General features: G+C 74.3%; 19 protein-coding genes and 1 riboswitch. Of the genes, 13 read left to right on the top strand and 6 right to left on the bottom strand.

The genetic code is table 11. The features are described from left to right. The first annotated feature begins 15 nt into the window (after window positions 1–15). The 7 genes from odhI (at window position 16) to GA0070214_RS01120 (ending at window position 5,423) form a co-directional block, all read left to right on the top strand. Complete coding sequence (odhI, locus tag GA0070214_RS01150; RefSeq protein ID WP_007071101.1) at window positions 16–468, top strand: oxoglutarate dehydrogenase inhibitor Odhl; 453 nt, start codon at window positions 16–18, stop codon at window positions 466–468. Beyond that, on the top strand, window positions 465–1,244 hold the full coding sequence (gene ftsR, locus GA0070214_RS01145; protein WP_377463285.1) for a transcriptional regulator FtsR: 780 nt from the start codon (window positions 465–467) through the stop codon (window positions 1,242–1,244). Before odhI ends, ftsR begins: the two co-directional genes overlap by 4 nt. A 216-nt stretch (window positions 1,245–1,460) precedes the next feature. Next, window positions 1,461–1,925, top strand: coding sequence for a bifunctional nuclease family protein (locus tag GA0070214_RS01140; RefSeq protein ID WP_091258060.1), 465 nt, complete (start codon window positions 1,461–1,463; stop codon window positions 1,923–1,925). A 208-nt stretch (window positions 1,926–2,133) separates the two neighbouring features. Further along, the gene (locus GA0070214_RS01135) at window positions 2,134–2,712 is read left to right on the top strand and encodes a MerR family transcriptional regulator (protein WP_091258058.1); all 579 of its coding nucleotides are present in this window, start codon (window positions 2,134–2,136) and stop codon (window positions 2,710–2,712) included. Between the two features lie 457 nt (window positions 2,713–3,169). Next, window positions 3,170–3,559, top strand: coding sequence for a group I truncated hemoglobin (locus GA0070214_RS01130; RefSeq protein WP_091258055.1), 390 nt, complete (start codon window positions 3,170–3,172; stop codon window positions 3,557–3,559). A 2-nt stretch (window positions 3,560–3,561) separates the two neighbouring features. Continuing rightward, entirely contained in the window at window positions 3,562–4,713 is a 1,152-nt protein-coding gene (locus GA0070214_RS01125; protein WP_091258053.1) for a globin domain-containing protein, read from the top strand. Continuing rightward, window positions 4,710–5,423, top strand: a complete 714-nt coding sequence (locus GA0070214_RS01120) for a DivIVA domain-containing protein (protein ID WP_091258051.1) — start codon at window positions 4,710–4,712, stop codon at window positions 5,421–5,423. Before GA0070214_RS01125 ends, GA0070214_RS01120 begins: the two co-directional genes overlap by 4 nt. A gap of 51 nt (window positions 5,424–5,474) precedes the next feature. Here the strand turns inward: GA0070214_RS01120 and GA0070214_RS01115 are convergent, their stop codons facing one another. Then, window positions 5,475–6,128, bottom strand: coding sequence for an NAD(P)H-binding protein (locus GA0070214_RS01115; RefSeq protein WP_091258048.1), 654 nt, complete (start codon window positions 6,126–6,128; stop codon window positions 5,475–5,477). 83 nt (window positions 6,129–6,211) lie between these two features. Here GA0070214_RS01115 and GA0070214_RS01110 point away from each other — a divergent pair, with 83 nt between their 5' ends. Both GA0070214_RS01110 and gcvP read left to right on the top strand, forming a co-directional pair. Continuing rightward, a complete protein-coding gene (locus GA0070214_RS01110; protein WP_091258047.1) occupies window positions 6,212–7,069 on the top strand; it encodes an NAD-dependent protein deacetylase in 858 nt (285 codons plus the stop codon). Between the two features lie 66 nt (window positions 7,070–7,135). Next, window positions 7,136–7,234: riboswitch (glycine riboswitch) on the top strand. A 73-nt stretch (window positions 7,235–7,307) separates the two neighbouring features. Continuing rightward, window positions 7,308–10,130: an aminomethyl-transferring glycine dehydrogenase gene (gene gcvP / locus GA0070214_RS01105; RefSeq protein WP_091258046.1), complete on the top strand. Its 2,823-nt coding sequence runs from the start codon at window positions 7,308–7,310 to the stop codon at window positions 10,128–10,130. 94 nt (window positions 10,131–10,224) lie between these two features. Here the strand turns inward: gcvP and GA0070214_RS01100 are convergent, their stop codons facing one another. After that, on the bottom strand, window positions 10,225–10,425 hold the full coding sequence (locus tag GA0070214_RS01100; RefSeq protein WP_091258044.1) for a DUF5999 family protein: 201 nt from the start codon (window positions 10,423–10,425) through the stop codon (window positions 10,225–10,227). Between the two features lie 123 nt (window positions 10,426–10,548). Between GA0070214_RS01100 and GA0070214_RS01095 the strand changes: the two genes are divergently transcribed. Then, entirely contained in the window at window positions 10,549–11,742 is a 1,194-nt protein-coding gene (locus GA0070214_RS01095; protein ID WP_091258042.1) for a chorismate-binding protein, read from the top strand. Window positions 11,743–11,780: 38 nt separating this feature from the next. Here the strand turns inward: GA0070214_RS01095 and pip are convergent, their stop codons facing one another. Continuing rightward, entirely contained in the window at window positions 11,781–12,728 is a 948-nt protein-coding gene (pip, locus tag GA0070214_RS01090; RefSeq protein WP_091258040.1) for a prolyl aminopeptidase, read from the bottom strand. 50 nt (window positions 12,729–12,778) lie between these two features. Between pip and GA0070214_RS01085 the strand changes: the two genes are divergently transcribed. Then, window positions 12,779–13,267, top strand: coding sequence for a MarR family winged helix-turn-helix transcriptional regulator (locus GA0070214_RS01085; RefSeq protein WP_091258039.1), 489 nt, complete (start codon window positions 12,779–12,781; stop codon window positions 13,265–13,267). Between the two features lie 100 nt (window positions 13,268–13,367). Here GA0070214_RS01085 and GA0070214_RS01080 read toward each other — a convergent pair whose 3' ends face one another. Both GA0070214_RS01080 and GA0070214_RS01075 read right to left on the bottom strand, forming a co-directional pair. Next, entirely contained in the window at window positions 13,368–14,174 is an 807-nt protein-coding gene (locus GA0070214_RS01080; RefSeq protein ID WP_091258038.1) for an ABC transporter permease, read from the bottom strand. Next, window positions 14,171–15,130, bottom strand: coding sequence for an ATP-binding cassette domain-containing protein (locus GA0070214_RS01075; RefSeq protein WP_091258037.1), 960 nt, complete (start codon window positions 15,128–15,130; stop codon window positions 14,171–14,173). Before GA0070214_RS01075 ends, GA0070214_RS01080 begins: the two co-directional genes overlap by 4 nt. A 73-nt stretch (window positions 15,131–15,203) precedes the next feature. Between GA0070214_RS01075 and GA0070214_RS01070 the strand changes: the two genes are divergently transcribed. Together GA0070214_RS01070 and def are read left to right on the top strand one after the other, a co-directional pair. Beyond that, on the top strand, window positions 15,204–15,992 hold the full coding sequence (locus GA0070214_RS01070; protein ID WP_244167490.1) for a TetR/AcrR family transcriptional regulator: 789 nt from the start codon (window positions 15,204–15,206) through the stop codon (window positions 15,990–15,992). Between the two features lie 10 nt (window positions 15,993–16,002). Further along, entirely contained in the window at window positions 16,003–16,512 is a 510-nt protein-coding gene (def, locus tag GA0070214_RS01065; protein ID WP_091258034.1) for a peptide deformylase, read from the top strand. Window positions 16,513–16,563: 51 nt separating this feature from the next. On the opposite strand, the gene GA0070214_RS01060 is transcribed toward def, so the two are convergent. Beyond that, window positions 16,564–18,138: a VWA domain-containing protein gene (locus tag GA0070214_RS01060; RefSeq protein ID WP_091258032.1), complete on the bottom strand. Its 1,575-nt coding sequence runs from the start codon at window positions 18,136–18,138 to the stop codon at window positions 16,564–16,566. Window positions 18,139–18,194: the final 56 nt, after the last annotated feature.

The raw sequence follows: 18,194 nt of genomic DNA, 5'->3' as shown, positions 1-18,194 counted from the left end.
CGTGAGGTGGTCCCCATGACGCGCCCAGACGACGAGTTCCCCCCACTCGACGTCACTTCGACGCTCAATCTCGGTTCGCTCGACGAAGTGCTGGAGGGCCCGGACACCGATGTGGTGCCGAGTCGCATGTCCGGCTCGTTGCCGCCCGGGATGGCGTTGCTGGTGGTTCGCCGGGGTCCGAATGCGGGCGCCCGGTTCCTGTTGGACCACGATGTGACGACGAGTGGCCGGCACCCGGACAGTGACATCTTCCTCGACGACGTGACGGTGTCGCGGCGGCACGCCGAGTTCCACCGGGACGGTGGCACGTTCACGGTGCGGGACGTGGGCAGTTTGAACGGCACGTACGTGAACCGGGAGCGGGTCGAGGCGGCGACGCTGAGCAACGGTGACGAGGTGCAGATCGGGAAGTTCCGGGTGGTGTTCATCGCCGGTCCGCGTCCGGAGGAGGAGGCCGGCCGGGGGTGAACGGGCCTGCGGCTTCGACGTCGCCCGGTGCGGCGAACGACCCGTCGGGCGCCGCGGCGCGGGCGGCTCCGCTGATGAGTATCGGCGAGGTGTTGGCGCAGTTGCGGGTGGAGTTTCCGGACGTCACGATCTCGAAGTTGCGGTTCCTGGAGGCCGAGGGCCTGGTGGAGCCGCAGCGGACGCCGGCGGGGTACCGGAAGTTCAGCTGGGACGATGTGGCGCGGTTGCGGTTCGTGTTGACCGCGCAGCGGGACCAGTACCTGCCGTTGCGGGTGATCCGGGACCAGTTGGCGGAGTGGGATTCGTCGGGTGCGGGGCCGGGGCGGCAGCGGCCGAATCTGGTGGCGGTCGGTCCTGGTGGTGAGGTGCCGGGCCGGGAGGTGGCGGAGTCCGCCGAGTCGCCGGAGGTGCGGCTGGGCCGGGCGGAGCTGATCTCCCGGAGCGGGGTCGACGAGTCGACGCTGGCTGAGTTGGAGCGGCTGGGTGTGCTGGTGGCGGATCCGCCGGGCTGGTACGACGCGGATGCGTTGATCATCGCGCGGGCGGTGGCGGGTCTGGCGGCGTACGGGTTGGAGCCGCGGCACCTGCGGGCGTACCGGACGGCGGCGGATCGGGAGGTCGGTCTGTTCGCGCAGTTGGTGGCGCCGTTGGCGCGGCAGTCGGATCCGGCGGCGCGGGCGCGGGCGGCGGAGACGGCGCGGGAGTTGGTGGCGTTGTCGCAGCAGTTGCACGCGGCGTTGGTGCGGGTGGGGCTGCGGTCGACGTTGGGCCGGTGAGGTGTGGTGTGGGGCCGGGTGTCGTGGGGGCGCCCGGCCTTCGCCGTGGGTGGGCGCGGAAAGATCTGTGGCGGGAAGCGTGTCGTAGGCTTGCCGGGGTAACCCGTTGCGGCGAGGCGTGGTGCACGTAGCGGATGGGACTCCCGTGTCGCGGTCCGTGTACCGTGCAGGGAAGGGCGCGGTGCGGGCGTAGGTGACAACGACACGGAGGCGGCGGTGCGCGAGCTGAGCGTGGTCGGAGTTCGGGTGGAGCTGCCCAGCAACCAGCCGATCGTCCTGCTGCGGGAGGTCGAGGGGGACCGCTATCTGCCGATCTGGATCGGCGCGGTCGAGGCGACGGCGATCGCCTACGAGCAGCAGGGGGTCAAGCCGGCGCGGCCGTTGACGCATGATCTGCTGCGGGACGTGCTGGCGGCGTTGAAGGCGCCGTTGCACGCGGTGGAGATCACCGAGTTGAAGGAGAACGTCTTCTACGCCGATCTGTTGATCGGTGACGGCGTTCGGGTGTCGGCGCGGCCGAGCGATTCCATCGCGTTGGCGTTGCGGGTCGGGGCTCCGATTCGTTGTGCCGAGCAGGTGCTCTCCGAGGCGGGGATCGTGATTCCGGACGAGCAGGAGGACGAGGTCGAGAAGTTCCGGGAGTTCCTGGAGCAGGTGCGTCCGGAGGACTTCGCGGGTTGAGGTGGCCGGCCGGTGGGCCGGTGTCGCGCGGCGGCGGTTGTCACGGTGGGTGACGGCTGGCCGCCGTCGGTGATCTTCGGGCCGGGGGTGCGGCGTGTCGCGGTGTCTCCTGCCGGTGAACTCCGGGTGCCGGCGCTAGGGTTGCGGTGTCGAGGGGTGCGCGCACGGGGAGACGGCGTGGCACCGCACGGGCGGGGAGGTAGTCCGGATGCATGAGCCGCGAGATCCTGGTCCGACTACGGAGCAGCAGCCCGACCCGGTCGTCGACGGTGAGGTGGGCTACCGGGGTGTGACCGCGTGTCACGCGGTGGGGATCAGCTACCGGCAGTTGGACTACTGGGCGCGCACGGGTCTGGTGGTGCCGAGCGTGCGGGACGCCTCGGGTTCGGGGACGTCCCGGTTGTACTCCTTCCGCGACCTGGTGGTGTTGAAGGTCGTGAAGCGGTTGTTGGACGCCGGGGTGTCGTTGCAGAACATCCGGAAGGCCATCGACGCGTTGCGGTCGCGTGGTGTGGAGGATCTGGCGGGCATCACGTTGATCTCGGACGGGACGACGGTGTACGAGTGCCGGTCGCCGGAGGAGGTCGTCGACCTGTTGCAGGGCGGCCAGGGGGTGTTCGGCATCGCGATCGGTGGCGCGTTCAAGGAGATCCAGGGTTCGTTGTCGCATCTGCCGGCGGAGCCGGTGGGTGGGCAGCCGGAGCCGGCCGCCGCGCCGGCGGAGGCGGAGTCCGAGTCGGTGGGTGACGAGTTGGCGGCGCGGCGTGCGCGTCGTCGGGCCGGCTGAGCCGGTCGTCTGCTCTGCGGGGCCGCGCCACGCCCAGAACGGGTACGGCGCGGTCCTGTTTTTTGGGTCACAGCGCGTGTCGTCGGGTCGGTGGGGTGCGGGGTGCCGGTCCGGCCGGGGTGGCCGGTCGGGTGCGGTGGCGGCGACGTGCGCAAACGGTGATCGTGTGGAGGGTCCGGGGGTGCTGTCCGAAAGGGACCGTGCCTCGATCTGGGATCGACGCAGCGTGTCGGTGTGCTCGCGGGCGGCGAGCGCTGCCCGGGGACGGTTGACTGTCCGTGATCGACGGATGTCGGGAATCCGATAGGGCAGGGCTGAACCGTTTCGGCGGGCACGCTATGGTCCGACACGGCCGCTTGCGCGTGGCCGTTCGGTGGAGCCGGAAGCGACGCGCGTGGGCTGCCGGTTGCCCCTCCGCGGCGCTGGTCGCGTTGCCCCCCTCCCGGAAGGACTCACCATGACGGTGACCGAAGAGACGACCCCGATCTCCCACTACGAGCGCATCGGCGGCGCCGCCGCCGTGAAGGCCGCGGTGGAGCTGTTCTACGAGAAGGTGCTGGCCGACCCGGAGCTGGCCGGCTACTTCACCGACGTGAACATGCCGGAGCAGCGGCGGCACCTGGCGTTGATGCTCGCCGTGGTGCTGGGCGGCCCGAACGAGTACGCGGGTCGGGGGCTGGCTGAGGCGCACCAGCCGCTGAACATCCCGGTGGCGCACTACGCGAAGGTCGGTGAGCACCTGACCGCGACGCTGGCGGAGCTGGGTGTGCCGGCCGAGGTGATCGCCGACGTGCGGGTCGTGCTGGGTCAGGTGCAGGACCAGGTCGTGTCGACGGGGAACGCCTGAGCGTGGACGCGGCACGGCTCAAGCAGAGCTGGAGCCTGGTCGCCGCGCACGGTGACCAGGTGCCGCTCTACTTCTACTCGACGCTGTTCCTGGCGCACCCGGAGACCCGGCAGATGTTCCCCACGAACATGGCCGGGCAGCGGGACCGTCTGGTGAACGCGTTGGGGCACATCGTGTCCCACGTGGACCAGGTGGACCGGCTGGTGGGGTTCCTCCAGGATCTCGGTGCGGATCACCGCAAGTTCGCGGTGCGCGCCGAGCACTACCCGGCGGTCGGTGAGGCGCTGCTGGCGACGCTGCGGCACTTCTCCGGCGAGGCGTGGACCGACGAGCTGGCGGCCGACTGGGCGGCCGCGTACGGGTTGGTCGCGCAGGTGATGGTGGACGCGGCGCAGGCGGCGGAAGCGAAGTCGCCGCCGTGGTACGTGGCGGAGATCCTCGGCCACGAGCGGCGCACGTTCGACGTGGCGGTGCTGACGGTGCGCCCGCAGTATCTGCTGCCGTTCACCCCGGGCCAGTCGATCGGGGTGTCGCATCCGGCGGTGCGGTCGTGGCGGTACTACTCGCCGGCGAACGCGCCGCGCCCGGACGGGACGTTGGAGCTGCACGTGCGGGCCGCGCCGGGTGGCGCGGTGTCGTCGCGGCTGGTGTACGGGTGCGCGGTGGGCGACCAGTTGCACCTGGCGGCGCCGGTGGGTGAGCAGTTGACGTTGTGGCAGGCCGGGTCGTCGGATCTGCTGCTGCTGGCCGGTGGCACCGGCTGGGCGCCGGTGAAGTCCCTGCTGGAGCAGGTCGCGGCGGAGGGTACGGGCCGCCGCGTGGACCTGTACGTGGGGGCCCGGTCCCGGTTGGAGTTCTACGACAGCGAGGCGATCGACAAGTTCGCCGCCTCGTACCCGTGGCTGCGGGTGACCTACGTGGCGGGTTCGGACCCGCGGCGGCCGGGTGAGTTCGTGCAGGTGGCCGATCAGGTCCTGACCGACGGGGACTGGCGGTCCCGGCACGTGTACGTGTGCGGCTCCGACGAGATGGTGAGCCATTCGGTGGCGACGCTGACCAACGCCGGTTACCAGCCGGGCCAGCTGCATCACGAGGGTTTCGGCAAGCACTGGTACGGGCCGGCGTTCCGGACGACGACGGAGGTGGCTCCATGAGCGCGACCCCGATCAGCAGGTACGAGGCGGGCCAGGTGACCGGCGGCGGGGTGCAGGTGCGCCTCACGGCGGACCGGGTGCGCCGGTGGGAGTTCGGGTCGGCGGCGTTCACCCGCCGCGGCTACGACCACGCCGACGTCGACCGGTTCCGGCTGCAGGTGGCCGACGAGCTGGATCTGCTGGCCACGCAGCTGGCGAACCTGCGGGCGGAGAACGAGCGGCTCAACGACCACCTGGAGCTGCACCGGCACGGGGTGATCCCGAGCGCCGACAACGCGGCGGCGGTGCCGGCGGCGAAGGAGGTGAACCTGCTGTCGGCGGCGCAGCGGGAGGCCGAGCAGATCATCGCGCAGGCCCACGACTACGCCCGCCGGGTCGCCGAGTACGCGCGGATGCAGTACGAGAGCTACATGCGGGCCGCGGCGGAGGAGGCGAAGCAGGAGGCGGAGCGGGCGGTGACGGAGTACCGCAGCACCGCCGGGGTGAACTTCGACGACTCGGTGGCGACCCGCGAGGCGCTGCGGATCTTCGGCGAGATGATGATCTCGCACATGCAGGCGGCGGCCCGGCACCTCGACGACGGCAGTGAGCAGTTGGCGCGGACGATGGACCGTATCGCCGTGGAGGCCGCGGGTGCCGTCGGCGGCGCCCGGGTGGACGGCGGCCGGGTGCGGGAGGTGGCCGTGGCCCCCCGTCACCAGCAGCGGTGAGCTCCCCCCGGCCGGCCCACACCTGCGCGGGCCGGCCGGGACCGGCGCGGGTCAGGTGACCGCGCGGACGGCCTCGCCGATCGGGGTCTCCCCGCCGACCAGTTCCAGGGTGAGCCCGGCGGTGTCCGGGGCGGACAGCAGGGCGAGCAGCACCCGGGCCACGTCGGCGCGGGTGACGGCGCCGGGGTCGACGTGCGGGGCCAGGGTGATCCGGCCGACCGGCTCGTCGTCGGTGAGCCGGCCGGGGCGCAGCACGGTCACGTCGAGGTCCCGTCCGGTGAGGTCGTCCTCGGCGGCCTTCTTCGCCCGCAGGTACGCCGCCCACACCTCGTCGGTGCCCGCCCGCGGGGGCCGGTCCACGCCCATCGAGGAGACCAGCAGGTAGCGGCGGACCCCGGCGCGTTGCGCGGCGTCGGCGAGCAGCACGGCGGCGGCCCGGTCGACGGTGTCCTTGCGGGCCGCGCCGCTGCCGGGGCCCGCGCCGGCGGCGAAGACCACCGCGTCGGCGCCGGCCAGCTGCCCGGCGACGGTGTCGACGTCGGTGTGTTCCAGGTCGCAGACGACCGGTTCGGCGCCGGCGGCGCGCAGCGCGGCCGCGTGGTCCGGGTTGCGGATCAACCCGACGGCGGTGTCGCCGCGGCCGGCGAGTTCCCGCTCCAGCAGTTTCGCGATCTTCCCGTGGCCTCCGGCGATGACGACGCGCATGCCCTCAACCTAGCCCCGCCGCCGGCCCCGCACCGGGTGAGCGGCGGGCCCGGGCTGGCCGGCGGCGGGGCGGGCGAGGCAGCATGGACGCCGTGACCGAGACGTTCGACGCGTTGACCCGGCTGGTGGGCGCCGGGGACGTGGTGGTGCTCAGCGGCGCCGGCCTGTCCACCGAGTCGGGCATCCCGGACTACCGGGGGCCCTCCGGCGCGGCCCGCCGGCACACCCCGATGACCTTCCAGGCGTTCACCCGGGACGCCGACGCGCGGCGGCGCTACTGGGCGCGCAGCCACCTGGGGTGGCGGCTGATCGCCCGGGCCGCCCCCAACGACGGGCACCGGGCGGTGGCCCGGCTGCAACGCGCCGGCCTGCTGGGCGGGATCATCACCCAGAACGTCGACGGCCTGCACACCGAAGCCGGCGCCACCGGCGTCATCGAGCTGCACGGCCGCCTCGACGGGGTGACCTGCCTGGACTGCGGGAACCTGACCTCCCGCGACGAGCTGGACCGGCGGCTCACCGAGGCCAACCCGGGTTTCGACGCGCACGTCGCGCACGTCAACCCCGACGGCGACGTGGACCTGCCCGACGAGGCGGTGGCCCGGTTCCGCACCGTCGACTGCGGCATCTGCGGCGCCGGCATGCTCAAACCCGACGTGGTGTTCTTCGGGGAGACGGTGCCCGCGCCCCGGGTCGCCGACTGTTTCGCCCTGGTCGAGCGGGCCCGGGCGCTGCTGGTGCTCGGCTCCTCCCTGACCGTCATGTCGGGGCGCCGGTTCGTGCTGCGCGCGGCGAAGCTCGGCATTCCGGTGGCCATCGTCAACCAGGGCCCCACCCGCGGCGACGGGCACGCCACCGTCATCCTCGACGCGCCGCTGGGCGCCACGCTGACCACCCTGGCCGACCGGGTCGCCGCCGGGGCGGTGCCCGCCGCCGTGTGACCGGCCCGCCGGCGGGGTACGACATGAGCCGGAAACATGGTCGCTGGTAGCGTTGACCATGCCGGTACCACCCACGTGGGAGAGACCGCCCGGGAACCACCCGGACGGCGCCGAAGGGGCAGATTCTCCCCGGAACCTCTCAGGCAAAAGGACCACGTGGGCAGGCGCTGTGGAGCGCGTCAGCGCGACTCAGGGGGAGGCCGACCCGTCGACCTCGCCCCCGCAAGGAGCGCAGCGCATGACCGCAGAGCAGTTCGCCGACCGGCACATCGGCCCCGGCCCGGACGACGAGCGCCGGATGCTGGAGACCGTCGGGCACAGCTCCATCGACGAGCTGATGGACGCCGCGATCCCCGAGGTGATCCGCTGGCACGGTGCCCTGGACCTGCCCGCCCCGGCCAGTGAGCGGGAGGCCATCGCCGAGCTGCGCGCCCTGGCCGCCCGCAACACCGTCGCCGTGTCGATGATCGGGCTGGGCTACCACGGCACGCACACCCCGGCGGTGATCCGCCGCAACGTGCTGGAGAACCCCGCCTGGTACACGGCGTACACGCCGTACCAGCCGGAGATCAGCCAGGGCCGCCTCGAGGCGCTGCTGAACTTCCAGACCATGGTCACCGACCTGACCGGGCTGGCCACCGCGAACGCCTCCATGCTCGACGAGGGCACCGCCGCGGCCGAGGCCATGACCCTCGCCCGCCGCGCGTCGAGGACCAAGAGCCCGGTGTACGTGGTCGACGCCGACACCCTGCCGCAGACCATCGCGGTGATCACCAGCCGCGCCGAGCCGCTCGGCATCGACGTGCGGGTCCTCGACGTGGAGCGCGACGAGCTGCCTGGTGAGTTCTTCGGCCTGCACCTGCAGTACCCGGGTGCCTCCGGCGCGGTCCGCGACCACAGCCCGCTGGTGGCGGCCGCGCACGCCGCCGGGGCGCTCGTGACGGTCGCCGCGGACCTGCTGGCGCTGACCCTGCTGCGTCCGCCCGGCGAGATCGGCGCCGACATCGCCGCCGGCACCACCCAGCGCTTCGGCGTACCCATGGGCTTCGGTGGGCCGCACGCCGGCTACCTGGCCGTCCGGTCCGGGCTGGAGCGGATGCTGCCCGGCCGCCTCGTCGGGGTGTCCAAGGACGCCGACGGGAACCCGGCGTACCGGCTGGCGTTGCAGACTCGCGAGCAGCACATCCGCCGGGAGAAGGCCACCAGCAACATCTGCACCGCCCAGGTGCTCCTCGCGGTGATGGCCGGCATGTACGCCGTCTACCACGGCCCGGACGGGCTGCGGGGCATCGCCGCGCGTACCCACGGGGCGGCGGCGCGGCTCGCGGCCGGGCTGCGCGCCGGCGGCGTGCAGGTCGCGGACGTCGCGTTCTTCGACACCGTCACCGCGACCGTGCCCGGGCGGGCCGCCGAGGTGGTGGCCGCCGCCGCGCAGCGCAACGTGAACCTGCGGCTGGTCGACGCCGACCGGGTCGGGATCTCCTGCGACGAGACCACCACGGCGGCGCACCTGGCGGCGGTGTGGGCGGCGTTCGGTGTCGACGGCGTCGCCGGCGACGTGGACACGGCGCTGCCGGACGGCCTGGCCCGCACCAGCGACTTCCTCACCCACCCGGTGTTCCGCACCCACCACTCGGAGACGGCGATGCTGCGCTACCTGCGCCGGCTGTCGGACTTCGACTACGCCCTGGATCGGGGCATGATCCCGCTCGGGTCGTGCACGATGAAGCTGAACGCCACGACCGAGATGGAACCGGTCACCTGGCCGGAGTTCGCGCACCTGCACCCGTTCGCCCCGGCGGAGCAGACCGCCGGCTACCGGGAGCTGATCGCCCAGCTGGAGGGCTGGCTGGCCGAGGTCACCGGCTACGACGCGGTCAGCGTGCAGCCCAACGCCGGGTCGCAGGGGGAGCTGGCCGGGCTGCTGGCCATCCGGGCCTACCACCGGCAGCGCGGCGAGGGGCACCGCGACGTGTGCCTCATCCCGTCGTCGGCGCACGGCACCAACGCCGCGTCGGCGGTGATGGCCGGCATGCGGGTCGTGGTGGTCGGCTGCGACGACGACGGCAACGTCGACCTCGTCGACCTCGACGCGAAGATCGACAAGCACCGGGACGCCCTCGCCGCGATCATGGTGACCTACCCGTCGACCCACGGGGTGTACGAGACGGGCATCGCGCAGCTGTGCGCGAAGGTCCACGACGCCGGCGGTCAGGTGTACGTCGACGGCGCGAACCTCAACGCCCTCGTCGGGTTCGCCAAGCCGGGCCGGTTCGGGGCGGACGTGTCGCACCTGAACCTGCACAAGACGTTCTGCATCCCGCACGGCGGCGGCGGCCCCGGCGTGGGCCCGGTGGCGGTGCGCGCGCACCTGGCGCCGTTCCTGCCCGGCGACCCGCTCGCCGCGCACGTCGACGGGCGGCCGGCGATCTCCGCGGCGAACCACGGGTCGGCGGGCATCCTGCCGATCCCGTGGGCGTACCTGCGGATGATGGGCGCCGAGGGCCTGGCCCGGGCCACCGGCGTGGCGGTCCTCGCCGCGAACTACGTGGCCACGCGGCTGCGGCAGCACTACCCGGTGCTGTACGCCGGCAACAAGGGCCTCGTGGCGCACGAGTGCATCCTGGACCTGCGGCCGCTGACCAAGGCCACCGGGGTGACCGTGGACGACGTGGCGAAGCGGCTCATCGACTACGGCTTCCACGCCCCGACCATGTCGTTCCCGGTGGCGGGGACGCTGATGGTGGAGCCGACCGAGAGCGAGGACCTGGCCGAGCTGGACCGGTTCTGCGACGCGATGATCGCGATCCGCGCGGAGATCGACAAGGTCGGCTCGGGGGAGTGGCCGGCGGGGGACAACCCCCTGTCCAACGCGCCGCACACCGCGGCGATGGTCTCGGGTGACGAGTGGCCGCACCCGTACCCGCGGTCGGTGGGCGCCTACCCGGGCGCGGTGGACCGGGCGGGGAAGTACTGGCCGCCGGTGCGGCGGATCGACGGCGCGTACGGCGACCGGAACCTGGTCTGCTCGTGCCCCGCGCCGGAGGCGTTCGAAAGCTGAGGCGCAGCGCGCCGGGGCGGTGCAGTGCCGCCGCCCCGGCCGGCGCGTCGGCCGGTGGGGCCGACGCGTACGCGCCATGACGGAGCGTGATCGTTCAGGCGACGAGGGCGTGCCGGGCGGGGCCGCGGTGCGGGGCGATGGTGCTGCCGTCGGGGAGCAGCTCACCGGTGTCCTCGAAGACGATGACACCGTTGCAGAGCAGGCTCCAGCCCTGCTCAGGGAAGCAGGCGATGACGCGTGCGGCTTCGCGATCGGTCGCCTCGGCGGAGGGGCAGGTGGGTAGGTGCTGGCACATCGGGTTCTCCGGACTGTGGGGGCACTGTGTCATGGTTCACATGACCAGTGACGCACAGTACCAAGCGTAAGTGCACGCTATCGAGCAAGGATGCGGCTTGTTCACCCGAAATCGGCTGAACGGATGAGCATGAACCGACCGGACGGTGTGGAAGCGCTCCCAAAGACGGGGATCGACGTGCCCGCGGCGCCGCCGCAGTGCCGGGCCCGGCTCGTCGAACGCGCCCGGCTGGAATGGTGGCTCGCCGACGGCGGCGACCCCGCGGCGCTCGCCGAGCAGTTCCTAGCCGCGCACGGCGTGGATTTGTCCGACCTGGGCCGGCCGGCCGCCCACGACCCGCACGGCACCTGCGGCGCCGCCCTGTTCCTGTCCGCCGCCGCCGGGGCCCGCGCCGCCGGCGGCCCGGTGGGCGCGCCCACCCCGGTGCCGGCGCTGCCGGACCTCGTGGCGGTCGTCTACGGCCACGCCGACGCGCCGGTCCCGCCGGCCCGCCCCGGACCCGCCGGCGGCTGGTGGCTGGGCCCGTGGCGGGACAGCTGGACCCCGGCCGCGCACGCCGAGGCGGTGGCGGCGGTCCGCGCGGCCATCGGGCGCGGCGACGTCTACCAGGTCAACGTGGTCGGCCACGCCGCCGCCGGATACGCCGGCGACCCGCTGCCCGCCCTCGCGCGGCTGGCCGGCCTGCCCGGCGCCCGCTACGGCGGCACCCTGTCCGGGCTCGGCTGGGCCATCGGCTGCGCCTCACCGGAGACCCTCGTCGCGATCGAGGACGGCCGCCTGGTCACCCGGCCCATCAAGGGCACCCGCCCGGCCACCCCGGCCGGCCGCCGGGAGCTGCTCGCCTCGGCCAAGGAACGCGCCGAGCACGTCATGATCGTCGACCTGGAGCGCAACGACCTGGCCCGGGTGGCCCGCACCGGCTCGGTGCGGGTCGACGAGCTGTTCGCCGTACGCCGGTGGTGCGACCTGTGGCAGGCCGAGTCGACCGTGTCCGCCGCGCCCGCCGACGGGCTGGGCCTGGCCGCGCTGCTGCGCGCGGTCTGCCCCGGCGGGTCGGTGACCGGCGCCCCCAAGCTCGCCGCGCTGCACGAGATCGCCGCCCGGGAGCCGGTGGGCCGCGGCGCCGGCATGGGCGCCCTCGGCTGGGTGGGGCCGGGCCGCGTCGACCTGGGGCTGACCATCCGCACCGCCGCCGCGGACGCCGACCGGCTGCACCTGTGGGCCGGGGGCGGCATCACCTGGGGCAGCGACCCGGCCGCCGAGGTCGCCGAGGCCGCCGCGAAGGCCGCCCCGATCCGCGCCCTGCTCGCCGCCTGACCCGCTCCGGTCGGCGCCGCCGAAGACGGCGGTGCGGGTCAGGCGCGGGCGAAGGCGTCCAGGGCGGCCACCACCCGCTCGCCCACCCCGTGGCCGCTGCCGTGGCCACCGGACTCGACGATCTCCAGCCGGGCGTCGGGCCACTCCCGGGTGAGCTGCCAGGCGATGTCCGGCGGGCCGCTGACGTCCAGGCGACCCTGCACCAGCACGCCGGGGATACCGGCCAGCCTGCCGGCGTCGCGCAGCAGCTGCCCGTCCGGCAGGAAGCCCAGGTTGCTGAAGTAGTGGGTGACCAGCCGGGTGAACCCGGCCCGGAACACCGGGTCGGCGTAGCGGGGGCTGGCCTGGAACCCGCCGGCCAGGGAGACGTGCACGTCCTCCCAGGCGCACCAGTCCCGGGCGGCCTGGTCGCGCACCTGCGGGTCCGGGTCGTTGACCAGCCGGGCGTACGCGGCGGACAGGTCGCCGTCGCGCTCGGCCGGCGGCACGCCGTCGCGGAACCGGGCCCACTCCTCGGGGAAGATCCGGCCCATGTCCCGGGTCACCCAGTCGATCTCCCGGCGGGTGTTGGCGACCACGCTGAACAGCACCAGCGCGGTGACCCGCTCCGGGTGGCGCTGGGCGTACGCCAGGGACAGCGACGAGCCCCACGAGGCGCCGCAGAGCAGCCACCGGTCGACGCCCAGGTGCGCGCGCAGCCGTTCCATGTCGGCCAGCAGGTGCGCCGTGGTGTTGACCGACAGGTCGGTGGCCGGGTCACTGGCGGGCGGGGTGCTGCGGCCGCAGCCGCGCTGGTCGAACAGGACGATCCGGTAGGCGGCCGGGTCGAACAGCCGCCGCCACGAGGCGTCCGCGCCGGAGCCGGGGCCGCCGTGCACGACGAGGGCGGGCCGGCCGTCGGGGTTGCCGCAGGTCTCCCAGTGGATCCGCTGGCCGTCGCCGACGTCGAGCCGGCCCTGCGCGTACGGCTCGATCGGTGGATACATCGGGTTCCCCTCCCACGGCCGGATACAACAGCGCTGTTACATTAGCGGACGTGACCGCCACTTCCGACCGCGAGGCCCTCGGCACCCTGCTGCGCCACGTCCTGGAGGTGCTCGACGGCGATGTCGCCGCCGTCTACGCCGACCTCGACCTGCCCGACTACCGGCCGCGCTACTCACCCCTGGTGCGGGTGCTCGTCGCCGACGGTCCGCTCGCGATCCGCGACCTGGCCGCCCGGGTCGGCGTCACGCACTCCGCGGCCAGCCAGACCGTGGCCCAGATGGCCCGCGCCGGCTTGGTGGTCCTCGCCCCGGGGGCGGACGCCCGGCAGCGCATCGTCACCCTCACCGACCGGGCACGCGCGCTGCTGCCGGTCGTCGAGGCCGAGTGGGCGGCCACCACCACCGCCATGCGGCGCCTGGACGCCGAGCTGCCCGTACCCCTGGCCGACGAGCTGTACGCGGTGCTCGCCGCGCTGCGCCGCCGCCCGCTGCGCGACCGCATCGCCGACACCGGCCTGGCGCCCACCCGGCCGGCCTGACCCCGCTCGGCCCGCCGGGCGGCGGCCCGAGCCGCGCCCGCCGCGGGCCGGGACCGAGCGGCGCCCGGGCCGAGCCGCCGGCGCGCGAAGCGGCCGCGGCTCAGCGGCCCAGGCGTTGCCAGCGGCGCACGGACAGCGGCAGGAACACGGCGACCAGCAGCAGCGGCCAGGCCACCGCCAGGGCCACGGCGTGCTCGGCGGGCCAGGAGCCGGCGCCCCAGCCGGGGTTGCCGAACAGGTCCCGGGCGGCGGCGACGGTGGCCGACAGCGGGTTCCAGGCGGCGAGGGCGGCCAGCCAGCCCGGCATGGTGGCCGGGGCGACGAAAGCGTTGGAGGCGAAGCCCAGCGGCCACACGAGGATCTGCAGCGCGGCGACGGTCTCGGGGCGGCGCAGCAGCAGCGCCAGGTAGACGCCGAGCCAGATCATGGCGAAGCGTAGGAGCAGCAGCAGCGCCACGGCGGCCAGGGCGCGCAGCGGGCCGCGGTGCGGCTGCCAGCCGACGAGGACGCCGCAGCCGAGCACCACGGCCAGGGCGGCCGCGGAGTGCAGCAGGTCGGCCAGGGCCCGGCCGGTGACCACCGCGGCGCGGCTCATGGGCAGCGACCGGAACCGGTCGGTCACGCCCCGCGCGGTGTCCACGGCCACCGCCGTGTAGGTGGTCTCCACGCCGAAGAGCATGGTCATGGCCACCATGCCGGGCAGGAGGAACTCCCGGTAGTCGGCGCCGTCGGGCAGTGCCATGGCGCCGCCGAACAGGTAGCCGAACATGAGCAGCAGCAGGACGGGGAACAGCAGGCCGACCAGCACCTCGCCGGGGCGCCGGGCCCAGTGCGCGAGGGTGCGGCGGGTCAGGGTGGCGGTGTCGGCGGCGGCCCAGCGGGCCCGCGACAGCGGCAGGGCGGTCATGCCGGCACCTCCGTGCGGGAGTCGGTGAGGTGCAGGAACACCTCGTCGAGGGTGGGGCGGCGGACCGCCACGTCGCCGGCGCGCAGGCCGGCGGCGTCGACGGCGCGCAGCACCGCGGCCAGGGCGGCGACCCGGTCGGTGACCGGGACGCTGAGGCGCAGCGCGGCGCGGTCGACGGTGGGCACGGCGCCGGTGGCGGCGGTGATCGCGGCGGCGGCCGGGGTCAGGTCGTCGGGGTGGTGCAGGACCACGTCGACGCGGTCGCCGCCGAGGGTGGACTTCAGTTCCTCCGGGGTGCCGGCCGCGGTGACGCGGCCGTGGTCGAGCACCCGGACGGTGTCGGCGAGCCGGTCGGCCTCCTCCAGGTACTGGGTGGTCAGCAGCACGGTGGCGCCGGTGTCGACCAGGTCGCGCACGGCGTCCCAGACGTCGCTGCGGGCGCGCGGATCCAGCCCGGTGGTGGGTTCGTCGAGGAACAGCACCGGCGGGTCGACGATCAGCGCGGCGGCCAGGTCCAGCCGACGGCGCATCCCGCCCGACCAGGTGGCCACAGGCCGGTCGGCGGCCGCGCGCAGGTCGAAGCGGTCGAGCAGCTCGTCGGCGCGGGCCGCCGCCCGGGCCGGGGAGAGGTGGTGCAGCCGGCCGAACAGCACCAGGTTCTGCCGGCCGCCGAGGATCTCGTCGACCGCCGCGTGCTGGCCGACGAGCCCCAGGTGCGCGCGGGCCCGGTCGGCCTGGCGGCGCACGTCGTACCCGGCGACCCGGGCCGTCCCGGCGTCGGCGCGCAGCAGGGTGGTGAGGATGCGCACCAGGGTGCTCTTGCCGGCGCCGTTGACCCCGAGCACCGCGCAGACCGTGCCCGCGGGCACCGCGAGGTCGACGCCGTCCAGGGCGACCACGTCGCCGTAGCGCTTGTGCAGGCCCTCCGCCTCGATGGCCGGTCCGTCCCGTCGCATGGACTCCTCCGCTCCTCGTTCCGGTACGCCGTACCGTACACCATACGACAACAGTGGTCGGTACAGTCGGCGGGTGACCACCGAGTACAGCGGCACCGGGGACCCGGCGCGCAGCCTCGCCCTGCTGTGGCGTACCCGGGAGAAGGCCAGCCGCAAGGGCGGCGACCTCTCCGTGGACCGGATCGTGCGGGCGGCCATCGAGGTCGCCGACGCCGAAGGGCTGGCCGCGCTGTCGATGCGCCGGGTCGCCGAACGGCTCGGGGTGGGCACCATGACCCTCTACACGCACGTGCCCGGCAAGGGTGAGCTGCTCGACGTCATGCTCGACACCGTCTACGGCGAGACCGCCCGCCCCGAGCGGGTCGAGGGTGGCTGGCGGGGCCGGCTCGCGCAGATCGCCCGGGAGAACTTCGCCCTCTACCTGCGCCACCCGTGGCTGCTGCAGGTCGCCACCACCCGCCCGCCGCTGGGCCCGAACCTGATCGCGAAATACGAGTACGAGCTGCGCGCCGTCGACGGCATCGGCCTGACCGACCTGGAGATGGACGCCGTGGTCACCCTGGTCACCGGCTACGTCCACGGGGCGGCCCGCCCCGCCGTGGAGGCCGCCCAGGCCAGCCGGGACACCGGGATGACCGAGCAGCAGTGGTGGCACGCGCACGCCCCGTACCTGGAGAAGGTCATGGACCCGAACCGGTTCCCCCTCGCCGCCCGGGTCGGCACCACCGCCGGGCAGGAGTACCAGGCCGCCGGGGACCCGGCGCGCGCCTTCGAGTTCGGGCTGGCCCGCCTGCTCGACGGCGTCGAGGTCCTGGTGCGCGACCGGGCGGGTGCCGCACCCGCCGGGGTAACGGGCGGATAGCCTTCCGGGCATGACTATGCGCCCGATCCGGATCATCGGCGACCCCGTGCTGCGCACCCCGTCCGAGCCGGTCACCAGCTTCGACGCCGAGCTTCGCGCGCTCGTGCAGGACCTCATGGACACGCTGCTCGGCGCGCCCGGCCGGGCCGGCGTGGCGGCCCCGCAGATCGGGGTGAACGCGCAGGTGTTCGTCTACGACGCCGACGGGCACCGCGGCCACCTGGTCAACCCGACGCTGGAGCTGTCCGAGGAGCGCCAGGACGACGACGAGGGCTGCCTGTCCATCCCCGGGCTGTACTTCCCGACCCAGCGGGCCATGCACGCCACCGCGCGCGGCTTCGACCAGCACGGCCAGCCGCTGACCATCGCCGGCAGCGGGTTCCTGGCCCGCGCCCTGCAGCACGAGACCGACCACCTGCACGGCCGCCTGTACGTGGACACGCTGCGCGGCGACACACGCCGGCGGGCGCTGCGGGAGATCCGCGCCGGCCGGTTCGACTCGCCCAGCCGGGGCCGCTGACCACGGCGGGGGTGGCCGGGACGGCCACCCCCGCACGTCGGTCCCGAACGGTCACTTCGGCGGCGGGGCCACCAGGCAGGTCGCGGTCGAGGTGTTACCGGAGTCGTCCACGCCGGTGATGATCGCGTCGCCGCGCAGCGTCACCTTGTAGTCGATGTCGCCGGTGCCGTCCTTGACCCGGGACTGCGCGCCCGGCGCCTGCACCAGCTTGATCTTCGTGCCGGCCGGGAACGGCCCGAACCGCACCGACGGGTCCGCGGCGTCGCCGATGTACACGACGACGGCGGTGTCGACGATGTCCGTCGCCGTGAGCTGGTAGAACCCGTCCGGGTTGTACGAGCCGGGGACGTTGCCGCCGCTCGGGTTGTTGGTCGGCACGCACCGCGTGACCGGCGCGGTGGTGTCGACCACCCGCATCACCGCGGTGTCGTTGCCGGTGTTGCCGGCCGCGTCGGTGGCGGTGCAGGTGACCGTGGTGGCGCCCAGCGGGAAGGTGCCGCCCGGCGGCGGCGCGCACGTCGGGGTGAGCGGGCCGTCGACGTTGTCCGTGGCGCTCGCCGGGTAGGTGATGACCGCGCCGGCGGGGCTGGTGGCCTCCACGGTCCGGTCGTCCACGACCACGGTCGGCGGGGTCACGTCGTTGACCGTCACCGCGATGTGCTCGACGAACGCCGGCCCACCGGGAAGCCCGTTGAGCAGGAAGTCCACCGTGCAGTGCAGGGTGGCGCCCTGCGACGCGTCACCGGCGACCGTGATGGTCTCCGCGAACGGCACGTCGGTGCCGCTCTGCTGGGTCTTCGACGGCGCGTCGAAGCCCACCGACAGGCCCGGGTCGCAGAGCACCTGCGGGGTGACGGTCACGTCGAGGTCCCGCAGCCCGGACAGGATCGCCGCCGTGACGGTGTCCGGGGCGCTGCCGACCACCTGCCCGCCGGTGGCCGCGGCCACCCCGGTGGCCTGCCCGGTCGCGTCGAGGCCGCCGCCCCCGCCGGTGACGTCGACCGCGAGCACGCGGGCGTCGTCGGCCTGCAGCGCGGCGGTGGCCTGCGCCAGGGTGTGCCCGGCGCTCGGGTCGTGGCTGGGCGCGTCACCGACCAGCACCACGATCCGGCTGCTGCCGGCCCGGTAGGCGATGGTGCCCTCGGACACCTGGAACAGGCCGTTCACCCACGCCTCCGGGACGTCGCCGCCGCCCCCGGCGACCAGCCCGTCCACCGCGGTCTGCAGCGCGGTGGCGTCGCCGGTCAGGTTCTGCCGGACCCGGAACAGCTCCGCGCCGTCGCCCTCGTCGCGGTAGGACGCCACCGCGAACTGGGCGCTGGGCTGCGCCCCGCGCACGTTGTCGATCACCTGCTGCAGGTTCGTGCGGACGTTGGCGATCGCCGCGCCCATGCTGCCGGTCGTGTCGACCAGCAGCACCACGTCCGGGTTCGGCGGGATCGGCGGCGTCGACACCACCTTGCTGATCGCAATCGTGGCGCCCGGGTCGGCGGACCGGTCCACGGTCGCCGGGTCGACGCCCGGCGCCGCCCACGCGGGCGTGGCCCCCACGGTCACCAGCGCGGTCACCGCGGCCGCGACACCCACCGCCGTTCTTCGCCCCCGGGGCAATGCTGTGAAACCCATCGTGTCTCCTTCAGCTCCGCCGCGCCCGCCCCGGGCACGGCCTCGAAGCCAGACGC

The sequence above is a fragment of the Micromonospora chaiyaphumensis genome (genome assembly GCF_900091435.1).
GTDB classification, from domain to species: Bacteria; Actinomycetota; Actinomycetes; order Mycobacteriales; family Micromonosporaceae; genus Micromonospora; species Micromonospora chaiyaphumensis.
The sequence above is the reverse complement of the archived record's forward strand: the minus strand, read 5'-3'. Positions and strand labels throughout refer to the sequence as shown.

Bases quoted from the DNA above. Each gene is read 5' to 3' on its own strand.
- odhI (WP_007071101.1), top strand. From the start codon at position 16: ATGACGCGCCCAGACGACGAGTTCCCCCCACTCGACGTCACTTCGACG.
- GA0070214_RS01135 (WP_091258058.1), top strand. From the start codon at position 2,134: ATGCATGAGCCGCGAGATCCTGGTCCGACTACGGAGCAGCAGCCCGAC.
- GA0070214_RS01130 (WP_091258055.1), top strand. From the start codon at position 3,170: ATGACGGTGACCGAAGAGACGACCCCGATCTCCCACTACGAGCGCATC.
- GA0070214_RS01120 (WP_091258051.1), top strand. From the start codon at position 4,710: ATGAGCGCGACCCCGATCAGCAGGTACGAGGCGGGCCAGGTGACCGGC.
- GA0070214_RS01115 (WP_091258048.1), bottom strand. From the start codon at position 6,128: ATGCGCGTCGTCATCGCCGGAGGCCACGGGAAGATCGCGAAACTGCTG.
- GA0070214_RS01110 (WP_091258047.1), top strand. From the start codon at position 6,212: ATGGACGCCGTGACCGAGACGTTCGACGCGTTGACCCGGCTGGTGGGC.
- gcvP (WP_091258046.1), top strand. From the start codon at position 7,308: ATGACCGCAGAGCAGTTCGCCGACCGGCACATCGGCCCCGGCCCGGAC.
- GA0070214_RS01100 (WP_091258044.1), bottom strand. From the start codon at position 10,425: ATGTGCCAGCACCTACCCACCTGCCCCTCCGCCGAGGCGACCGATCGC.
- GA0070214_RS01095 (WP_091258042.1), top strand. From the start codon at position 10,549: ATGAGCATGAACCGACCGGACGGTGTGGAAGCGCTCCCAAAGACGGGG.
- pip (WP_091258040.1), bottom strand. From the start codon at position 12,728: ATGTATCCACCGATCGAGCCGTACGCGCAGGGCCGGCTCGACGTCGGC.
- GA0070214_RS01080 (WP_091258038.1), bottom strand. From the start codon at position 14,174: ATGACCGCCCTGCCGCTGTCGCGGGCCCGCTGGGCCGCCGCCGACACC.
- GA0070214_RS01075 (WP_091258037.1), bottom strand. From the start codon at position 15,130: ATGCGACGGGACGGACCGGCCATCGAGGCGGAGGGCCTGCACAAGCGC.
- def (WP_091258034.1), top strand. From the start codon at position 16,003: ATGACTATGCGCCCGATCCGGATCATCGGCGACCCCGTGCTGCGCACC.
- GA0070214_RS01060 (WP_091258032.1), bottom strand. From the start codon at position 18,138: ATGGGTTTCACAGCATTGCCCCGGGGGCGAAGAACGGCGGTGGGTGTC.